The 16,716-nt window shown below is 62.3% G+C and carries 12 protein-coding genes; 5 read left to right on the top strand and 7 right to left on the bottom strand.

Annotated features, from left to right (window positions below; translation table 11 throughout):
• Positions 1-57: 57 nt before the first annotated feature.
• Positions 58-1,086: a helix-turn-helix transcriptional regulator gene (locus tag AAFM29_RS10820; RefSeq protein ID WP_341712814.1), complete on the bottom strand. Its 1,029-nt coding sequence runs from the start codon at positions 1,084-1,086 to the stop codon at positions 58-60.
• Between the two features lie 80 nt (positions 1,087-1,166).
• On the opposite strand from AAFM29_RS10820, the gene cysD reads away from it, so the two are divergent.
• Together cysD and cysN are read left to right on the top strand one after the other, a co-directional pair.
• Entirely contained in the window at positions 1,167-2,087 is a 921-nt protein-coding gene (cysD, locus tag AAFM29_RS10815) for a sulfate adenylyltransferase subunit CysD (protein WP_341712813.1), read from the top strand.
• On the top strand, positions 2,087-3,994 hold the full coding sequence (cysN, locus tag AAFM29_RS10810; protein WP_341712812.1) for a sulfate adenylyltransferase subunit CysN: 1,908 nt from the start codon (positions 2,087-2,089) through the stop codon (positions 3,992-3,994). The genes cysD and cysN overlap by 1 nt, the downstream gene beginning before the upstream one ends.
• A 60-nt stretch (positions 3,995-4,054) precedes the next feature.
• On the opposite strand, the gene AAFM29_RS10805 is transcribed toward cysN, so the two are convergent.
• Together AAFM29_RS10805 and AAFM29_RS10800 are read right to left on the bottom strand one after the other, a co-directional pair.
• Positions 4,055-4,558 carry a hypothetical protein gene (locus AAFM29_RS10805; RefSeq protein WP_341712811.1) on the bottom strand — a complete coding sequence of 168 codons (504 nt, stop codon included), beginning with the start codon at positions 4,556-4,558 and terminating at the stop codon, positions 4,055-4,057.
• 52 nt (positions 4,559-4,610) lie between these two features.
• Complete coding sequence (locus tag AAFM29_RS10800; protein WP_341712810.1) at positions 4,611-5,249, bottom strand: trypsin-like peptidase domain-containing protein; 639 nt, start codon at positions 5,247-5,249, stop codon at positions 4,611-4,613.
• Positions 5,250-5,554: 305 nt separating this feature from the next.
• Here AAFM29_RS10800 and AAFM29_RS10795 point away from each other — a divergent pair, with 305 nt between their 5' ends.
• Both AAFM29_RS10795 and AAFM29_RS10790 read left to right on the top strand, forming a co-directional pair.
• The gene (locus AAFM29_RS10795; protein WP_341712809.1) at positions 5,555-8,251 is read left to right on the top strand and encodes a PAS domain S-box protein; all 2,697 of its coding nucleotides are present in this window, start codon (positions 5,555-5,557) and stop codon (positions 8,249-8,251) included.
• Positions 8,252-8,258: 7 nt separating this feature from the next.
• Positions 8,259-10,115, top strand: coding sequence for an EAL domain-containing protein (locus AAFM29_RS10790; protein ID WP_341712808.1), 1,857 nt, complete (start codon positions 8,259-8,261; stop codon positions 10,113-10,115).
• A 14-nt stretch (positions 10,116-10,129) separates the two neighbouring features.
• Here AAFM29_RS10790 and AAFM29_RS10785 read toward each other — a convergent pair whose 3' ends face one another.
• A complete protein-coding gene (locus AAFM29_RS10785) occupies positions 10,130-11,200 on the bottom strand; it encodes a hypothetical protein (RefSeq protein ID WP_341712807.1) in 1,071 nt (356 codons plus the stop codon).
• On the bottom strand, positions 11,110-12,168 hold the full coding sequence (locus AAFM29_RS10780; RefSeq protein ID WP_341712806.1) for a hypothetical protein: 1,059 nt from the start codon (positions 12,166-12,168) through the stop codon (positions 11,110-11,112). The genes AAFM29_RS10785 and AAFM29_RS10780 overlap by 91 nt, the downstream gene beginning before the upstream one ends.
• Before the next feature lie 58 nt (positions 12,169-12,226).
• Between AAFM29_RS10780 and AAFM29_RS10775 the strand changes: the two genes are divergently transcribed.
• Positions 12,227-14,383, top strand: a complete 2,157-nt coding sequence (locus AAFM29_RS10775; RefSeq protein ID WP_341712805.1) for a trypsin-like serine protease — start codon at positions 12,227-12,229, stop codon at positions 14,381-14,383.
• Between the two features lie 36 nt (positions 14,384-14,419).
• Here AAFM29_RS10775 and AAFM29_RS10770 read toward each other — a convergent pair whose 3' ends face one another.
• Positions 14,420-14,653 (bottom strand): hypothetical protein, encoded by a 234-nt coding sequence (locus AAFM29_RS10770; protein ID WP_341712804.1) that lies wholly within the window; start codon positions 14,651-14,653, stop codon positions 14,420-14,422.
• 37 nt (positions 14,654-14,690) lie between these two features.
• The gene (locus AAFM29_RS10765) at positions 14,691-16,652 is read right to left on the bottom strand and encodes a TIR domain-containing protein (RefSeq protein ID WP_341712803.1); all 1,962 of its coding nucleotides are present in this window, start codon (positions 16,650-16,652) and stop codon (positions 14,691-14,693) included.
• Positions 16,653-16,716: the final 64 nt, after the last annotated feature.

Raw genomic sequence — 16,716 nt, 5'->3', positions numbered from 1 at the left:
CATGGTGGTCGATCGCGGTGCCGAGGCCTTCTGGCCCGACCTGACCGCAAGGAGCGGCTAGGCCAGCGCAAGGACCCCGGTGAGGATATTGCGCACAAGGTCGACCTGCCCGCGCGCGCCGGTCTTGGCGTAGATCCGCTTCGAGTAATAGCGCGCCGTCTCCAGCGTCAGGCCATGGTTCTCTGCCGCCTCGGCGATCGAAAGACCCTGTGACAGCGACCAGGCCAGCCGCGCCTCCGCCGGGGTCAGGTCGAACAGGTCAACCAGCTGTTCGTGCCGGTCGGCGCTCGATGACCGGTCGCCGCGCAGATAGATCACCGCCACCGCGCGACTGTCACCGGTGAGCGATTCCAGATGCATCGGTGACACCAGCACGTCGATCCACGGATCGCGGCTGAGGTTGAGCGCATGCGGACGGTCGCGTTGGTCGACCGCGAAGTCGCGCACCAGCGCAGTCAGCTGGCGGTCGACCACAGGCGATGAAGGGATCAGCCGGTCATAGGGTCCGCGCCGCAGCGAGCCGGAGCGTTCGAGGAAGCGTTCGGCCTGCGGATCGCAATCGACGATCCGGCTTCGCTCGTCGACCGCGATCCAGCCAAAATTCATCCGCCGAAAGGCGTCCGCGCTCATCGAGGCTCGCGCCTTTTCACGCTCCAGCGACGCCAGGACCTGCAGCGCCACGCGCAGGTGGGGTGCAAGTGCCGCCAGCAGGCTCGAATGTTCGGCATCGAGCGGCATATCGGCGCCCAGCGCCAGCCAGGCTTCCAGGCCGCTGGGATCGCGCAGCCGGATCGCGCGCAGGTCGGCCGGATGGGTACCTTCGGGCTTTCCCTCGACCAGTTCGTGGAGCGCATAGGTCCGCCCTTCGCGCATGGAACCATCGAGCAATTGGGCGACGTCGCCAGCCTCGCCGTCGCTCAGCACCAGCTCATCATGCGATCCCGGCGTGCGCAGGCACAGCATCGCCAGGCCCCCGCCCGAGGCGCGTTTCAGGCGACGAAGAAAAGTTTGCCACATCGGCTGTTCGAACATCCCATCGTGCAGCGGCACGAGGATTTCGGTCTCTCCGAGGTTGGGAATGCGCATGGGTGCAAGATACCACCTCCCATATGGGAGGTCCACAGGCAAAGCCCGGCACTATCTCAGGCGATCGAAAAGGATACCCGATGAGCGACGCCAAGACCCTCACCCATCTCCAGCGCCTCGAGGCGGAAGCGATCCACATCATGCGCGAAGTGGTCGCCGAAGCCGAAAAGCCGGTGATGCTCTATTCGATCGGCAAGGACAGCGCAGTGATGCTGCACCTGGCGAAGAAGGCCTTCTACCCCTCGCCCCCGCCCTTCCCGCTGCTCCACGTCGACACGACCTGGAAGTTCAAGGACATGTACGCGCTACGCGAAAAGAGCGCGCGCGACGCGGGGATGGAACTGCTCGTCTACCACAACCCCGAAGCGATGGAGCGCGGGATCAACCCGTTCGACCACGGCCCGCTGCACACCGACATGTGGAAGACCGAAGGGCTCAAGCAGGCACTCGACAAATATGGCTTCGATGCGGCCTTCGGCGGCGCTCGCCGCGACGAGGAGAAGAGCCGCGCCAAGGAGCGCATCTTTTCCTTCCGCACCGCCAGCCACGGGTGGGACCCGAAGAATCAGCGGCCCGAGCTGTGGAATCTCTACAACGCCCGCAAGAGGAAGGGCGAGAGCATCCGCGTGTTCCCGATCTCGAACTGGACCGAGCTCGACATCTGGCAATACATCATGGCCGAGAACATCGAGATCGTGCCGCTCTATTTCAGCGCCAAGCGACCGACTTTCGAGCATGAAGGCGGCTTGTTCATGGCCGACGATATCGAACGGCTCGAGAAGGTCATGGGCAAGCGCCCCGAGATTACCGAGAAATCGATCCGTTTCCGCACGCTCGGCTGTTTCCCGCTGACCGGCGCAGTCGAAAGCGAGGCGGCGACGCTGGCCGATGTGGTGCAGGAAATGCTGCTCACCACCACCAGCGAACGCCAGGGACGCGTGATCGACAAGGACGCTGGCGACGCCTCGATGGAGAAGAAGAAGCAGGAGGGGTACTTCTGATGACCGAACAGGTTTACCAGACCGACGCGCTGATCGCCGAGGACATCGAGGCCTATCTCGAGCAGCACCAGAACAAGTCGATGCTGCGCTTCATCACCTGCGGCAGCGTGGATGACGGCAAGTCGACCCTGATCGGCCGCCTACTCTACGATTCCAAGATGATCTTCGAGGATCAACTCGCCGCGCTGGAGAGCGACAGCAAGAAGGTCGGCACGCAGGGGCAGGAAATCGACTTCGCACTGTTGGTCGATGGCCTCGCCGCCGAACGCGAACAGGGCATCACCATCGATGTCGCCTATCGCTTTTTCGCGACCGAGAAGCGCAAGTTCATCGTCGCCGACTGCCCCGGGCACGAACAGTATACCCGCAACATGGTCACCGGCGCATCGACCGCCGACCTTGCAGTAATCCTGATCGACGCACGCAAGGGCATGCTGGTGCAGACCAAGCGCCACAGCTTCCTGTGCCACCAGTTGGGCATCCGCAATCTGGTGCTGGCCGTGAACAAGATGGACCTGATCGATTACGACCAGGCCAAATTCGACGCCATCGTCGCCGATTACGCGCAGTTTGCCGAGAGCATCGGCATCGAGAATTTTACCGCGATCCCGATCTCGGGCTTCAAGGGCGACAATATCACCACCCTATCGGGGAATACGCCCTGGTACGCCGGCCCGACACTGGTCGATCACCTCGAGCAGGTCGAGATCAACGCCGCGGGCGATGCCGAGAAGTCATTCCGCATGCCGGTGCAATGGGTCAATCGCCCCAACCTCGACTTCCGCGGCTTCTCCGGCCTCATCGCCAGCGGTACCGTCAAGCCGGGCGACCGGGTCCGCTCGCTACCTTCGGGCAAGGTCAGCACCGTCAAGTCGGTCGTGGCGATGGAAGGCGATCTCGACGAAGCTATCGCCGGCCAGTCCGTCACGATCTGCCTCGATGACGAGATCGACTGCTCGCGCGGCGATGTGCTCGCTTCGGCCGACAGCCCGCCCGAAGTCGCCGACCAGTTCGAAAGCACCATCGTGTGGATGGACGACGAACCGCTGGTCGTCGGCCGGGCCTATTGGATGAAGCTTGGCACGCAGACCGTCAGCGTGACCGTGGCCCATCCGAAATACGAGATCGACGTCAACACGATGGAACATCTCGCTTCGCAGACGCTTCACCTGAACCAGATCGGCGTGGCCGAGATCACCACCGACAAGCGGATCGTGTTCGATCCCTATGTCGAGAACCGCGCACTGGGCGGCTTTATCCTGATCGACAAGATCACCAACCACACCGTGGGCGCTGGCATGCTGCACTTCAGCCTGCGCCGCAGCCAGAACGTCCATTGGCAGGCGACCGACATCACCCGCGAACATCACGCCGCGATGAAAAACCAGACACCGCGCGTGTTGTGGTTCACCGGCCTGTCGGGATCGGGCAAGTCGACCATCGCCAACGAGGTCGAAAAGAAGCTGGCGATCATGAATCGCCACACCTTCCTGCTCGATGGCGACAACGTCCGCCACGGGCTCAACAAGGACCTTGGTTTTACCGAGAGCGACCGCATCGAGAACATCCGCCGCATCGGCGAAGTGTGCAAGCTGATGACCGACGCGGGCCTGATCGTTCTGACCGCCTTCATCAGCCCCTTCCGGGCAGACCGCCGGCTGGTACGCGACATGATCGGCGATGGCGAATTCATCGAGATCCACGTCGACACCCCGCTCGAAGTGGCCGAGGCGCGCGACGTGAAAGGCCTCTACAAGAAGGCCCGCGAAGGCAAGCTGAAGAACTTCACCGGGATCGACAGCCCCTATGAAGCGCCTGAAAATCCCGAAATCCGCGTCAACACGGTGGAAATGACGCCGGAAGAGGCAGCCGACTACATCATCAGCCGGATCCTGCCGCTGAAATGACCAAGGAAAAGGGCGGCTCGCGGGCCGCCCTTTGCATTTGAACATCGGATTGGGCGAGCCTCAGCCCGGACTTCTTGGGCCAGATCCGGCTTGTGCGCCGATCAGGCCGCCCGCCCCTGCAGCGGTAATCAGGCCGCCAACCAGGCCAGGCGCCAGCACGACCCCCGGCAGGAACTCCGGCCTTACGAATTCGCCACCGGCACACCCGTTGGCATTGGCCCAGTCGATCCAGTCGCCCCAGTCGTATTCGCCGCCATCCACAGTATGGACGTAGACTGGGCCGACATATTTCCAATCGTCCGCCTTATTGCCCTGATCGAGCCAGTCCCGATATTCGGGCGCGATCAGGTCGCAGTTCCACGTTTCGGGCGGCGGCAGGGCACCGTTGACGTCGGACCCAACACGAGGCCGCTTGGCCTTGGGCGTCGCGCCGTCCGTACCTTCATGCTGCGGTCCATCACCGGCCGTGGCTCCGCCACTGCTCGCAAGCGAATTAGACGCAGGAATCCCCGCCACGACCAGGCAGCATAGCGCGGCAAAGGCAACGGACTTCAAGTGCGGCATCGCGGCATTTTCTCACAAGAATTCAGCGTAGGCAACAATAGAGCTGCAACGGTCAGCTGGACAGCAGCGCCTTACGGAAGGATTTGGCCAGCAGGACAGCACGCCCGGCCGTATCACTGGCTCCTACGTGGATTGCGGCCAGCTCCAGCTCTCTACTTCCGACGCGGAAGATCGGGGATCCGCTCTGGCCCGGGCGCGTGCGGCAGGAATGGCGCAGGACCACCGAGCGATCGTTGCCCCGCCAGCCGGCACAGGCTTCGAGCGAAATCTGGGAGCTCAACCTCGCCGGATCGTCATAGGCCGCCATTTCGAGGTGGGCAGACACCGCCGCATCGGGGTCCGAGATGCGCGTCACCGGCTGCATGAAGCGCGGCGCAGGTGTCGAGAGGCGCAATACGGCCCAGTCCGCCGCCGGAGTTAGCCTGCGCTCCGTGGCGCCTCCACCCGTTTCGATCAGGGTGAATGGCGAAGCGAACCGCTGGCCGTTCGCCGAACGATGTTCGAACCGGCACGACGAGACAGGCAAATGTCGCGCCGCCAGGTCATCGGAGTTGAAATGGCCCGCTGCGAGCAGGGTCTGAGCATCACGGACAAGCACCGCGGTGCTGACATAGCGCCGGCTGCCTTCCTGGCATACAATTCGGCCCAATGCGCGCGCCGGATCGACCGCCGGGTCGGCCGCTCGAATCACGGCCGGAACCGCCGGTGTGGCAAAAACAGCACAAATCGTAGCCAGAATTGTCGGGACGGATCGCAGCATGAGCACCTCTGGCTGCGATCCTGAGCCAGACGGACCAATTTTCTCGGCAATCACCTCTAGGGGCAAATACGGATAGGGCCCGAGAGCCCTCTCAGGGAACGTTTCCAGCCGTGTTTCTACGAGCCCGGAATATCCAGAATCGATTGCGGATCAGTTGCTTGACGCGCCGCGAGACGCAAATTTACAATACGGCAAATTCCGTAGGTGCTAGGAACCCCGGGGGGAGGTACAAGGCAATGCCGATGCGCAACGCCCTGCTCGAAGCAGTTCTGGCGACCATCTCGCAAGGCATTGTGGTGACCGATGAGCAGTCACGGATCCAGTTTTGCAACGACGCATTCTGCACCATAACAGGATACTCACGCGGTGAACTGATCGGCCAACCCTGCAAGATTCTGCAGGGTCCAGGCACAGACGAGGAAACCCGCGCGGCGATCAACCAGGCGCTGGAAGGGCGGCGAGAGTTTTCCGGGGAGATCCTGAACTACCGCAAGGATGGCGAGGCCTTCTGGAACGATATGGTCATCACGCCTTTCGAGAACGAAGGGCGCGGCCTCAAGTGGTTCCTCGGCGTAGTGCGCGATGTGACCCAGCGGAAGGAAACCGAGGAACGCCTCAACCATCTCCGCGCCGAATTCCAACTCATCTTCGATGAAGTGCAGGCCGGTCTCGTTCTGCATGACACCTCGACCACCATCGTCCGGGCAAATCCGCGGGCCAGGCAGCTGTTGGGCCTCGATGGCGGCGTAGAGGGGATGGATGCCAGCAATCCCTATTGGGACTTCGTCGACAGCAATGGCGAAGAAATACCTCAGGAAAACTTCCCCGCCACTTCGGTGCTGAGGTCGGGTAAACCGATAAAGAATCTGGTTCTGGGCCATCGTGACGAAACAGGCAAAGTACGTCGGTGGCTACTTTGTAACGCATCTCCGGTCTTTCATAAGGACCGTGAGATGGATGGGGTGCTGACGAATTTCGTCGACATCACCCATATTCGCGAAGCTGAAGAGGAAGCCAGGCAAAGCCGGGATCGACTGGAACTAGCAACCAGTGCCGGCAAGATTGCGATCATCGATTGGAACCTGGAGAACGAGACGGCCTGGACCAATGACCAGTTCGCCAGCCTGTTCGGCGTGGGCTACACGGAAAGCTTCGCGCGGGAGGAACTGTTCGCCCAACTCTCCAAGACCTGGGAAGGAGAGAACCTGGTGGCCCGCGTGGCCGCATTGCTCGAAGGCAAGGAAACTTCGTTCAAGCAGACCTTCACCTATCGCAGGCCGAATGGCGACTATGCGGTAGCCCGTGCCCATGCCACCGTTTTCCGTGATCGTGACGGCAAGGCAACTCGAATGGCGGCGGCGGTCTACGACGTGTCCGACGTCATCGATGCCGATACGAAACTGCGCGAAAGCGAGGAACGCTTCCGGACCGTTGCAAACCTTTCCAACGACGTGGTGTGGGAATGGGATATTCCCGAGAACTACGTCTGGCGGAGTGACGGCTGGGAGAAACTGCTCGAACTGGACGAGAAAGATCCGCCCGGCCTGTCATCTTGGGAGAATCGCCTACACCCCGAAGACAGGGAACGTGCGAAGGCGTTCCTCGCCGAAACATTGGTGTCGGACAAGCCCGAGTGGGCGACGAACTATCGCATGATCACATCGACCGGGGCCGTTCGCATCGTCGAGGAACATGCGGTCCTGATCCGCGACGGAAATGGGAAAGCCGTAAGAGCCTTCGGCTCGATCAGCGATGTGACCGAGCGGACCGAGGTCGAAGCCCGCCTTCGCAGGGCGGAATCGCTGGAAACCACCGGTCGGCTGACGGGCGGCATCGCGCATGACTTCAACAACATGCTGATGGTCATCCTTGGCAATGCCGAAATCCTGCGCGAACAGAATCTCGATCCGGATACCAAGGAGATGGTCGACCTGATCACGATGGCTGCGGAAAGCGGCGCCCGCCTGACCCGGCAGTTACTGACCTTTTCTCGCCAGCATGCCGCCTCCGCCAAAGCCATCGATGTCGGCACCTCGCTGCACGATATCGGCAAGCTGATCAGGCGGACGATCCCAGCCAATATCGAGGTCCAGATCGAACTGCCTGAAAACCTTTGGTTCGCCTTTGCCGACCAGACGCAGCTCGAGAATGCCATCCTCAACGCCGCGGTGAACGCCCGCGACGCCATGGAAGACGGCGGGACGCTGAGAATTTCGGCACGAAACACTTTCATTTCAGCCAATGGCAAGGTCCACCCGTCTGATTTGTCGGACGGGGCATACGTTGAGCTGATCCTGGAAGATGACGGCCACGGAATGACCCAGGCCGAAGTCGAAAAGGCGTTCGAACCCTTCTTCACAACCAAGCCGGTAGGTTCGGGAACGGGCCTGGGGCTAAGCATGATCTATGGCTTCGCCAAGCAAACCGGCGGCACCGCAACGATTGAGAGCAAGCTTGGTGAAGGAAGCACGATCCGGATCTTCCTGCCCAAGGCCGAAAGCGGTCCCGAAGAAGCCACCGATGATGTTGACGCAGGGATTCCGAAGAAGGAAACATTGTCGCTGCTGCTGGTCGAGGATGACATAAACGTCAGCCAGCACCTCGTCCGACAGATCAAGCGCTGGGGATTCGAGGTCGAAACCGCTGCCGATGGCGCCAGTGCGATGCAAAAGCTGCAGAGTAAGAAGGAATTCGATATCCTTCTTACCGATATTGTCATGCCGGGCACCCTTACCGGCCTCGACCTGGCCGAGGCCGCGGGCACGACCCACCCCAACATGAAGGTGGTGTTCATGTCGGGGTACGCAGGGGACTCGGTAAAACACAAGGCACTCGAGCGATCCGAAAATTTCCTGCTGAAGCCATTTTCGAGCGCGCAGCTTAAGGAGATCTTGCTAGAAGGCGTGGTGGGCAAGGCTAACTCAAAACAGTGAGATTCCTTTGGGGCGAAAATTACTTATTCTGGATGACGATTCGGCAATGGCAACGACCATCGCCAGGATCGCAAGGGCACTTTCGGTAGAGGCCAAGGCGGTAACCACCATTGAGGATGCGCGCGCGGCGCTCCTCGCGTGGCAACCCACCGATGTCATGATCGACCTGCGCATGCCGGGCACGAGCGGCCTGGAAGCACTCGATGTGCTGGCTGCCGAACTTGGCGATTTGCCGATCTATCTGTGTTCCGGCCTCGGCCATTCGGTGGTCGATGCCGCGCAGCGTGTGGCGAAGGAAGGGCAGCACAATATCCAGGGCCAGCTGGCAAAACCATTTTCGAAGGACCAGCTCAGGGACCTGCTGTTCCCCAACGGACAGGACGGGCCCGCCCCTTTGACTGGCGGGAAAGCCGGCGCGAGGAATTCGAACCTCACGACCCATCAGGTCCGTCAGGCGATCGACGCACGGAAGATCACCTTCCTGTTCCAGCCACGGCTATGGGCGTTGAGTCGCAAACCGGAAGGGTTCGAAGCGCTGATCCGCATTCTCGATGACGAGGAAGGGCTGATTTCACCAGCGCGGTACGCGAAGGCGCTGGAGGACCAGGAGCTCTCGATAGAGCTTGGCGCAGCAGCACTGGATCCCGCCTTTGCCTGGGCAACTGCCGAACTGGCCCCGCGCGGTCTCTCATTGCTGATCAACATCTCGGCTGCCGCAGCCCATGATCCCCGTTCAGTGGAGACCGTGCTTGCATCGGCAAGGAAGGCGCACTTCCCGCTCGAACTGCTGGTCATCGAAGTTACCGAACAAAGCGGCTTCGTCGAAAGCGAAGAAGCGCAGAAGATCCTCCTCGCAGCCAAACTGGCGGGCTGCCGGCTCAGTATCGACGATTTCGGAATGGGGTATTCAACCTTCGATCGGTTTACCGACATCCCTTTCGACGAGCTGAAGCTCGACAAGAAGATCACCGGGAGCGTTGTCGAACAAAAGCGTGCCGACGCCGTTGCGCGATCAATCATTGATCTGGCCAAACGACTGGGGATGCGTTCGGTCGCCGAAGGCGTCGAAACGCAACAGGTCGCCGATCATCTGACCAATCTCGGCTGTGATTGCCTGCAGGGGTTCCATTTCTCTGGGCCGCTAACCGCCCGCGACGCCACCTTGTGGTTAGCCAGCCAGCCTGTTTCGCCCCCCTCTACACCCATGGCCACCCCCGCCATGACGAACCCGGCAATAAAGCCGGATGCCAATGCATGGAACGTCGCCATCGTCGATGACGACAGCGCGGTACGGCAGACGATTACCACCGGCCTCGCCAATTTCGGGATCAAGGCACACCCCTTCGCCAGCGGAAAGGACTTCCTGGCAGGCTGTGCCGACTATGATTTCGATGCCGCTGTACTCGACATGCGAATGGAAGGCATGAACGGGATCCAGGTTCTGCGCGAGCTCCCCGCGACGCTCAAGCACCTGCCTATCCTGGTGCTGACCTCGCATGCAGACATGCCGTCCGCGATCGAGGCGATGAAGCTCGGCGCGGTCGATTTCCTGGAGAAGCCGATCACGTTCCAGGAACTGTCGAACGCCATCAGCGACGCGATCAACTCGCGCAGTGTCGATCGCCAGCGCTCGGAAACATCGGCCCAGGCGAAGGAGACCCTGGCCCAGCTTTCGAAGCGCGAACTCGAGGTCTGCGAACTGATGTTCCAGGGCCTGCGCAACAAGGAGATCGCGCAGGAGTTGGGCATCAGTTACCGGACGGTCGAAATCCACCGTTCCAACGCGTTGAAGAAGCTGGATGCCCGCACAGCGTCAGAGGTCGGCAAGATCCTTGCCGAGGCTGGTCACTTCGACAACCCATAGATGCGGCAGGGAGATCAGGCAGGCAGGGCGATATGCTTCGCACCGAAAACGGCCTGCCAGCTCTCGATTTCATCGACCACGATTTCGTCCAGCGTGTGGACCAGCTCGGCCGCGCAGGCATAGCCGAGCGAGTCACCATTGCCGCTCAGCACCAAGGTGATGCGCTTTTCGACCTCGCCGAGCTTTTCCGCCGTGACGCGCGATATCGCCGCGAAACGTTCAAAATCGCCGAAGAAACGAATGCCTGAGAGGCTGGCGCCCAGCGTGGGGAAGGCCACGCCAAGGAAGGTGAACAGCTTCGCCCCGGCTTCCGGCCAATTTGCTGGCAACAGGCCCAAGGCGGCGCCGGCCGAACTCGCCAGGTAGAGCGAGACGGAAAGGATCGCGAGGAGGAAGCACTTTTCCGCCACCCGATCGACGCGATGGTGCACCGACGCCAAACGCTTGGCCTTGGCCAAATGGTAGGCGCGCTGACTTCGCACATGGCTGAGCACCACGCGCTCAAGCACATCACGCAGATAACGGCGGTCGATGCGAACGCGGGGTAGCCCCACTTCACGCAGGCAATGGCGGGCGAAATGTTCGGGCCATTCCTTGTCCTTGCCGCGTGGCCAGCGCCCGGTCGGCCGGGCCACGCCCAGCAGCAGCAGGCTGGGTGAGTGGCGCAGATATTCCGCAACCCGCCGTGTCTCGAACCATCGCCGGTGCCAGGCCAGCCGTCCGCCTATGAAGGTGACAAACACGATCATCGCCAACAGCAGCAGTTCGATCGATGCGAAGACCCATTTCTGCTCCATCAGCCCAAGCGGCAGGTAGAGCACCCCGAAAATCACCGCGAGCGCGGAGAAAATGAAGTTGTAGCACATGCCGCTGCGATATGCGTCGGACAGCCAGCTGGATACGCCGTCAGCCCAGGCAAACTGGGGCAGGATCGAGCCGCCCAAACGGTCGGCGACCTTGTCGCCGGCAGGCAGCAATTCGGCCACTGTCCCGATCAGTTCAGCCCCCGAACCTGACCCGATCGCTCCAGGCGTTTCGTAGCGCGTCGAGAGCCGGCGAAAGGGGCGCCCTTCGCCGCCGAACACCACTTCGATCCGCCGATAGAGCGACCAAAGATGACTGCCCGATGCATGCCACCGTTCTTTCTCCAGTGCGCGATCATCGGCTTCGGGGCTAGGAAGGCCGCCTCGACGATCGCTTCGAGCCGATCCCCTCCCCGCCTCAACGGCTGCGCCAGCTCCTCCGGACGCGTATAGATCTGCCATTCGGAAGGTGCCGCCGGATCGATGACCATCACCGGCGTGCCCAGTTCGAGCGCAGAGACTACCGTATGTCCTGTGCCACCACGCAGATTGCGAACCTTGCGGTCCCAGACCGCCACGATCAGATCGGTGCGCTCGATCATGACCCGCCCGGCCAGCGCCACATGGTCGGAACATTGCGTATCGAAGGCCCGCGCCTTGTCGAAGTTTGTGGGATCGGCCAGCGCTTCGCGGAACAGCGCTGCCACCTCCGCATCGCGATCGGCCAGTTCGAACAATTGAGCTCGCTGGGTCACCTCGCGAATGGCCGCAGCACGCGCTTCCACGTCAGGGTCGGTGGCAGCGTTGCCGGTGTACAGGGCTTCCATGTCCGCAACCGTCGAAGGGCGGGCATTGATCGCCAAATTGAGCGCCGCCCCGAACGGCAGGGGGGCAACCAGTTCCCACTGGCGAGCCAGCGCCAGTTCGGCGACGATCTGGTCCACGCCATCGACCAGCAGGCTGTGCATGCGGACCGGTGCCAGCGTCTGTTGGTGCTTCGCAAGGATCCTGTCGATACGGCCGAACACCTCCTCCAGCACCTCGACCACCGCGGCCCGATTGGCGCTGAACGCCGGATTGGTCCCGCGATGACCGGTGATGCCCAAGGCAAGATGCGGCAGAGTCTCCATGATCGGTACCGAACGCATGTGCTTGCCACCCCCAATGCCAGCCCCCCGGTCGCCTCGCGGCGCGTCGACCAACAGACTAGCCTCACGCGACCACGGCACAAGGACCTTGTTGGTCAACATCTTGACCTAGCGAGCGATCTTTGGTGCACTCTGCCATGGGTCGCGATGGGGGGAGCTCATGCCTCTTGCATCGTGGAAATGGCTTGCCGGGATCGTGCTGCTGGCTGGAACGCTTGCGCCGACCGCACCCGTGAGCGCGCAGGATCTCGCGGCCACGCAACACCAGATCAACGGCACCGACATCGATCCGCCGCCCGAGTTGATCAAGGAATGGGAACGCAAGGCAAAGGCAAATGCCAAGGCCTGCAAGCAACAAGACGCCGCCGCATGCGCTGCTCTGGCCTATGCCTATCAAAAGGGGCAAGGGGTCACCCAGGTCCGACCGCTCGCAACCGCGATTTACGGCGAAGCCTGCGCCCTGGGGAATCTCGATGCCTGCGCCCGACAGGCCGAAGCCTTCACCCAGGGAGGTGGCGGTGTCGACCTGGATGTTGAGCTGGGCAGGGGCATTGCGGATGCCGCCTGTCGCGGGGGTGGCGACGAAGCATGCCTGGTCCTCGCCCGATCGTTGCTCGAAGCCGGAACCAGTGAAGTCGAACGGGAGCACGCTCTGGCGCTGCTGGACTCAGTCTGCCGCAGAGGTAACGCCGACGGCTGTGAGAGAGCCGCATGGGCGCATGATTTTGGCCCATGGGTCAATGAATGGCAGGCCGGCGAATATTACTATCTCGCTTGCCTTGCTGGATCTTCGTCGAGCTGCCAGCAATCCGGCAAGCGTGCCTGGAACGGTATCGGCATTGCGCCTGACCCGAAGCTTGCCACCTTTCTGATCGAACGCGGATGCGAAATCGACAAGGATGCGGACTGCAAGCTCGCGCGCAACCTGCGCCAGGAACCGGTGCTGAGCACACGGTGCGATGGCGGGGAGCTTTGGGCCTGCGCAATGCTAGGCGAAATCTTGATGTCGAGCATGCCGGTGATCGACGATACCGCTCGAGCCCGGGCCGTGCTGCTGCGCGCCTGCGACGGGGGTGAGGGCAGCGCATGCCCCCAGGCCGCCGAATTGCAGCTGCGCAAGGCCAACGCGCCAGGAACGCCAGAATCGCTGCGGGCCATCGAACTCCTGGAGCGGGCCTGCCGGCTGGAGGGCGAAGCGGCGCATCAGCCGTGCCTCTTGCTCGCGAAGGAATTGGACCGGGGCCAGATCGTCGATCCCGATCGGGCACGGGCCGCCGACCTGTTCCTGCCCCTTTGCGAGGCACAGGTACGCGAGGCGTGCGAACATCTGCCGACCCTGGCCGCAGAGGTACCTGGTATCGAGATGATCGCCGCCGATACCAGCTACCTCCCACCCGTGGTAGCCGCCAACGATCCAGCCGGAACAACCTTCCAGTTAGAACGCAAGCCAAGTTCAAAAGGCGGCTGCATCGTCAATCGCGAGCGCTATCGCGGCAAGCTTTATATCGACCGCATCTGCCGAACGGTCGCCTATTCGATCAACGGTTTCCGCCTGAAGCGAGGGCAAGCGCCATGGCAGGCGCTGCTCTGGCGGCCGCAGTCGCTCGCTGGCATGTCCCTTTCGCAACAGCAGCGGGTGATGTGCGGCGGAACGATCATCAGAACCGGGTGGATACTGACTGCGGCGCATTGCCTGACCGACCAGGGGCAGGACATTGTGGCAGCGGGTCACGAGGTCCGCCTGGGAGTCTACAACCCGCGCGAGGCCGAGGGGACCAGCTACCCCATCCTGCGCGCAATTCCGCATCCTGCGTTCAATGCAGCGACCTATGCATTCGACATAGCACTGGTCCAGTATGATCCGAAGCGCGGCACCAGGCTTGGCGAAACCAGCCCGACCACCCGCCTGACGATCGACCCGCTGGAATTGGGCAAACGGACGATCAAGGCCGGAATGGAAGTCTACACCTATGGCTGGGGTTGGACCAAGCCACAAGACGGGCAGTCGACCGACAATTTGCGTGGGGCGAAGATGGAACTCACCAGCGAGGAACGCTGCACGCGGATCACAAGCTTTCGCGGAACTGCGCTGGACTCAGCGCTCTGTGCCGGTGGCAAGCAAGGACAGCAGGCCTGCAAGGGCGATAGCGGCGGTGGGCTGGTCTATTACGGCGATGCCGACAAGGTGCCCAAGGTCATCGGCGTGGTAAGCGCTGGCCGGGCTTGCGGCACCGTGGGAGAACCTAGCCGCTACACGCGCGTGGCCAAGGTTCGCGATTGGCTGGAACAGTATATCGGGCCGCTGTCGCGCCGCTAGGAATCTTTCCCGGCAGGCTACAGCGGCCCCGATAGCCTATTCCGGATTGATCGGAGTGGTCGTGCCATCGACGGGAGTCGCAGCCGCTTCGGCGGTTTCCGCTCCATCGCCTTCGACTGCGGCTGCATCTTCAGTTGCGGCATCAGCCTCCGCTGCCGGCGCCATCGCTTCCTCTGCGGCCGGTTCGGCGGCATCGGTTTCCGCCTGCTGGCAGCCAGCAAGCGCCAGCGCGGCGCAGCCCGAAATCAGGCCAATGGTGATCTTCCTCATGTAATAACCTCCCTGTCTGTGCGACCGCAGCTAGCTATCATGACGCCAGTGTCGAAAGCAACTTGCGGAAGCGCGGAGCACTGCGCAGCGGGTCGAGCAAACCATCGTTGGGCGCCAGAAGCATCCCGGGATCATTCATGGCCAAGGCCCGCTCAAGCAGGTTCAGCGCATCCACCTCTTCGCCCCACTGCGCGCGCACCTGTGCCTGCTGGTATAGCGCCGCGTCCCCGTAGCCGCCAACCAACTGCGCCATCGCGCTTTCTGCTTCAGCGCGCTTGCCCAGCCGCCCCAGGGCGATTGCCGCCCCCGTCAGCGCAAAGATCTCTACCGGCTCTTCTCGATAGGCCTTCAATGCACCCGCAGGATCGCCCCGCATGTAAAGTGCGTTGCCGATCATCGATTGGGAGCTGGCCAGTTTGGGATTGAGTTCGAGCGCCTGCCGCATGCGGCTGATTGTCTGCGCGAAATCACGCCCGAGATAGGCGATATAGCCCGCCGTGCGATAGGCCCTGGCGTTCAGGGGATCGAGTTGGAGGACATCGGCGATGATTTCGGCGCCGAGCCTTGCCTTGGCACCATAGGCGTAGAAGGCAGCGACCGAGCGCTGCACGTCTGCATCGCCCGGTGCCAGCTCGCGTGCTTTTTCGTAATATGGCAAGGCCGATTTCGGATCGAGGTGGCCATTGGCCAGAGCATAGCCCAACGCCAAGTGCCCCCGCGCGAGGTCGGGCGCGAGTTCGATAGCTCGCTTCGCCGAAGCGATGGCCTCGTCATAGTAGCGGCGGATCTCTTCCTTGCCTGAGATCGCATTGGCTACCGCCGCAAGCATCGTCGCCCGCATGGCATGTGCGGCAGCGTATCGGGGGTCAGACGCGATTGCCGCCTCGAATTGCGCCAAGGCCGCGCGATCAGTGTCGACACCAGCCGACAGGTCGTAGAACGCCTGCCCGCGCAAGTATGCTTCATAGGCGGCCACATTGGTCGTTCCGCCAACATCGTGTTGCTGCGCCAGGCTGTCGCGGGCTTCGCTTTCACCGGCCATCTCGGCGACGAGTGACAATGCCACAGTGCGCGCGATCTCCGTCTGCAGCGCAAAAACGTCGTCCATCTGGCGATCGAAGCTATCCGCCCAACGCACCAGCCCATCCGAAACCTGCACCACCTCACAGGACACGCGAACCACCATGTCGGCAAGCTGCACGCTGCCGCGCAGGATATTGGCCACGCCCAGCTTGCGCGCGGCGGCGAAATCGTCACCCCCGCTCTCGCCCAGTGCCGAGGACGTAGTCGGCGCGGAGACACGAAGGTGCGGGTTGCGAGCCAACACTGCGCGCAACTCGTTTGACAGCCCGTCGGAAAACCAGCGCTGCTCGGCATCGCCTGACAGGTTGGCAAAGGGCAGGACCGCCATAGATATCTTCGCTGCGCTCGCTCCAGGCAGCAGGCCCAGGCGCCATGCGCCAAGGCCGGCGACCCCCGCGAGAGCGACCCCGCCGATCGCCAGCGAACGGCGGGTGAAGCGCGGTGCTCCAATTGAGACGCGTGGCAGCGATTGCGGCGGTGTCGGCGCCCCACTCATGCCATATACGGCCTGGATTACCTTTTCGGCTTCGGGGGCATCCGGCTTGCCGTTCCAATGGGTCAGGTCGATCATCTGGAACTGGCGAAAGCCAAGCGGAGGCATAGTTCCATCGAGCGAAAGCGGTACTAGCCGCTGTCGATCGCGCCCGCTCTGCGCCTCGTCACGCACCCAATTGGAATCGACTGAAGAGGCCGACCAGAGGACGACTACGCAGTCGGCACCCTCGAGCGCAGCCTCGGTTGTGGGCAAATAGGTTTCGCCCCCGGCCAGCAGCCCGTCCCACCACACATCGACACCGGCCCGCTCAAGCAGGTCGATGACCGGGCGGGCTCGCTTGAGGTCGGTACGCGAATAGCTGACGAAGACGCGCAGCGCGGATTCACTACCGTTTCCCTGGCCTTCCGCTTCCGTGTCCATGCCCATCCCCGCAACCGACACCCGGCAGGTTAGCGCGAGCCGCTACACGTGGCCAGCGTGCTGA

Origin of the sequence: Erythrobacter sp., from assembly GCF_038133525.1 — a bacterium.
Classification (GTDB): domain Bacteria; phylum Pseudomonadota; class Alphaproteobacteria; order Sphingomonadales; family Sphingomonadaceae; genus Qipengyuania.
The sequence above is the reverse complement of the archived record's forward strand: the minus strand, read 5'-3'. Positions and strand labels throughout refer to the sequence as shown.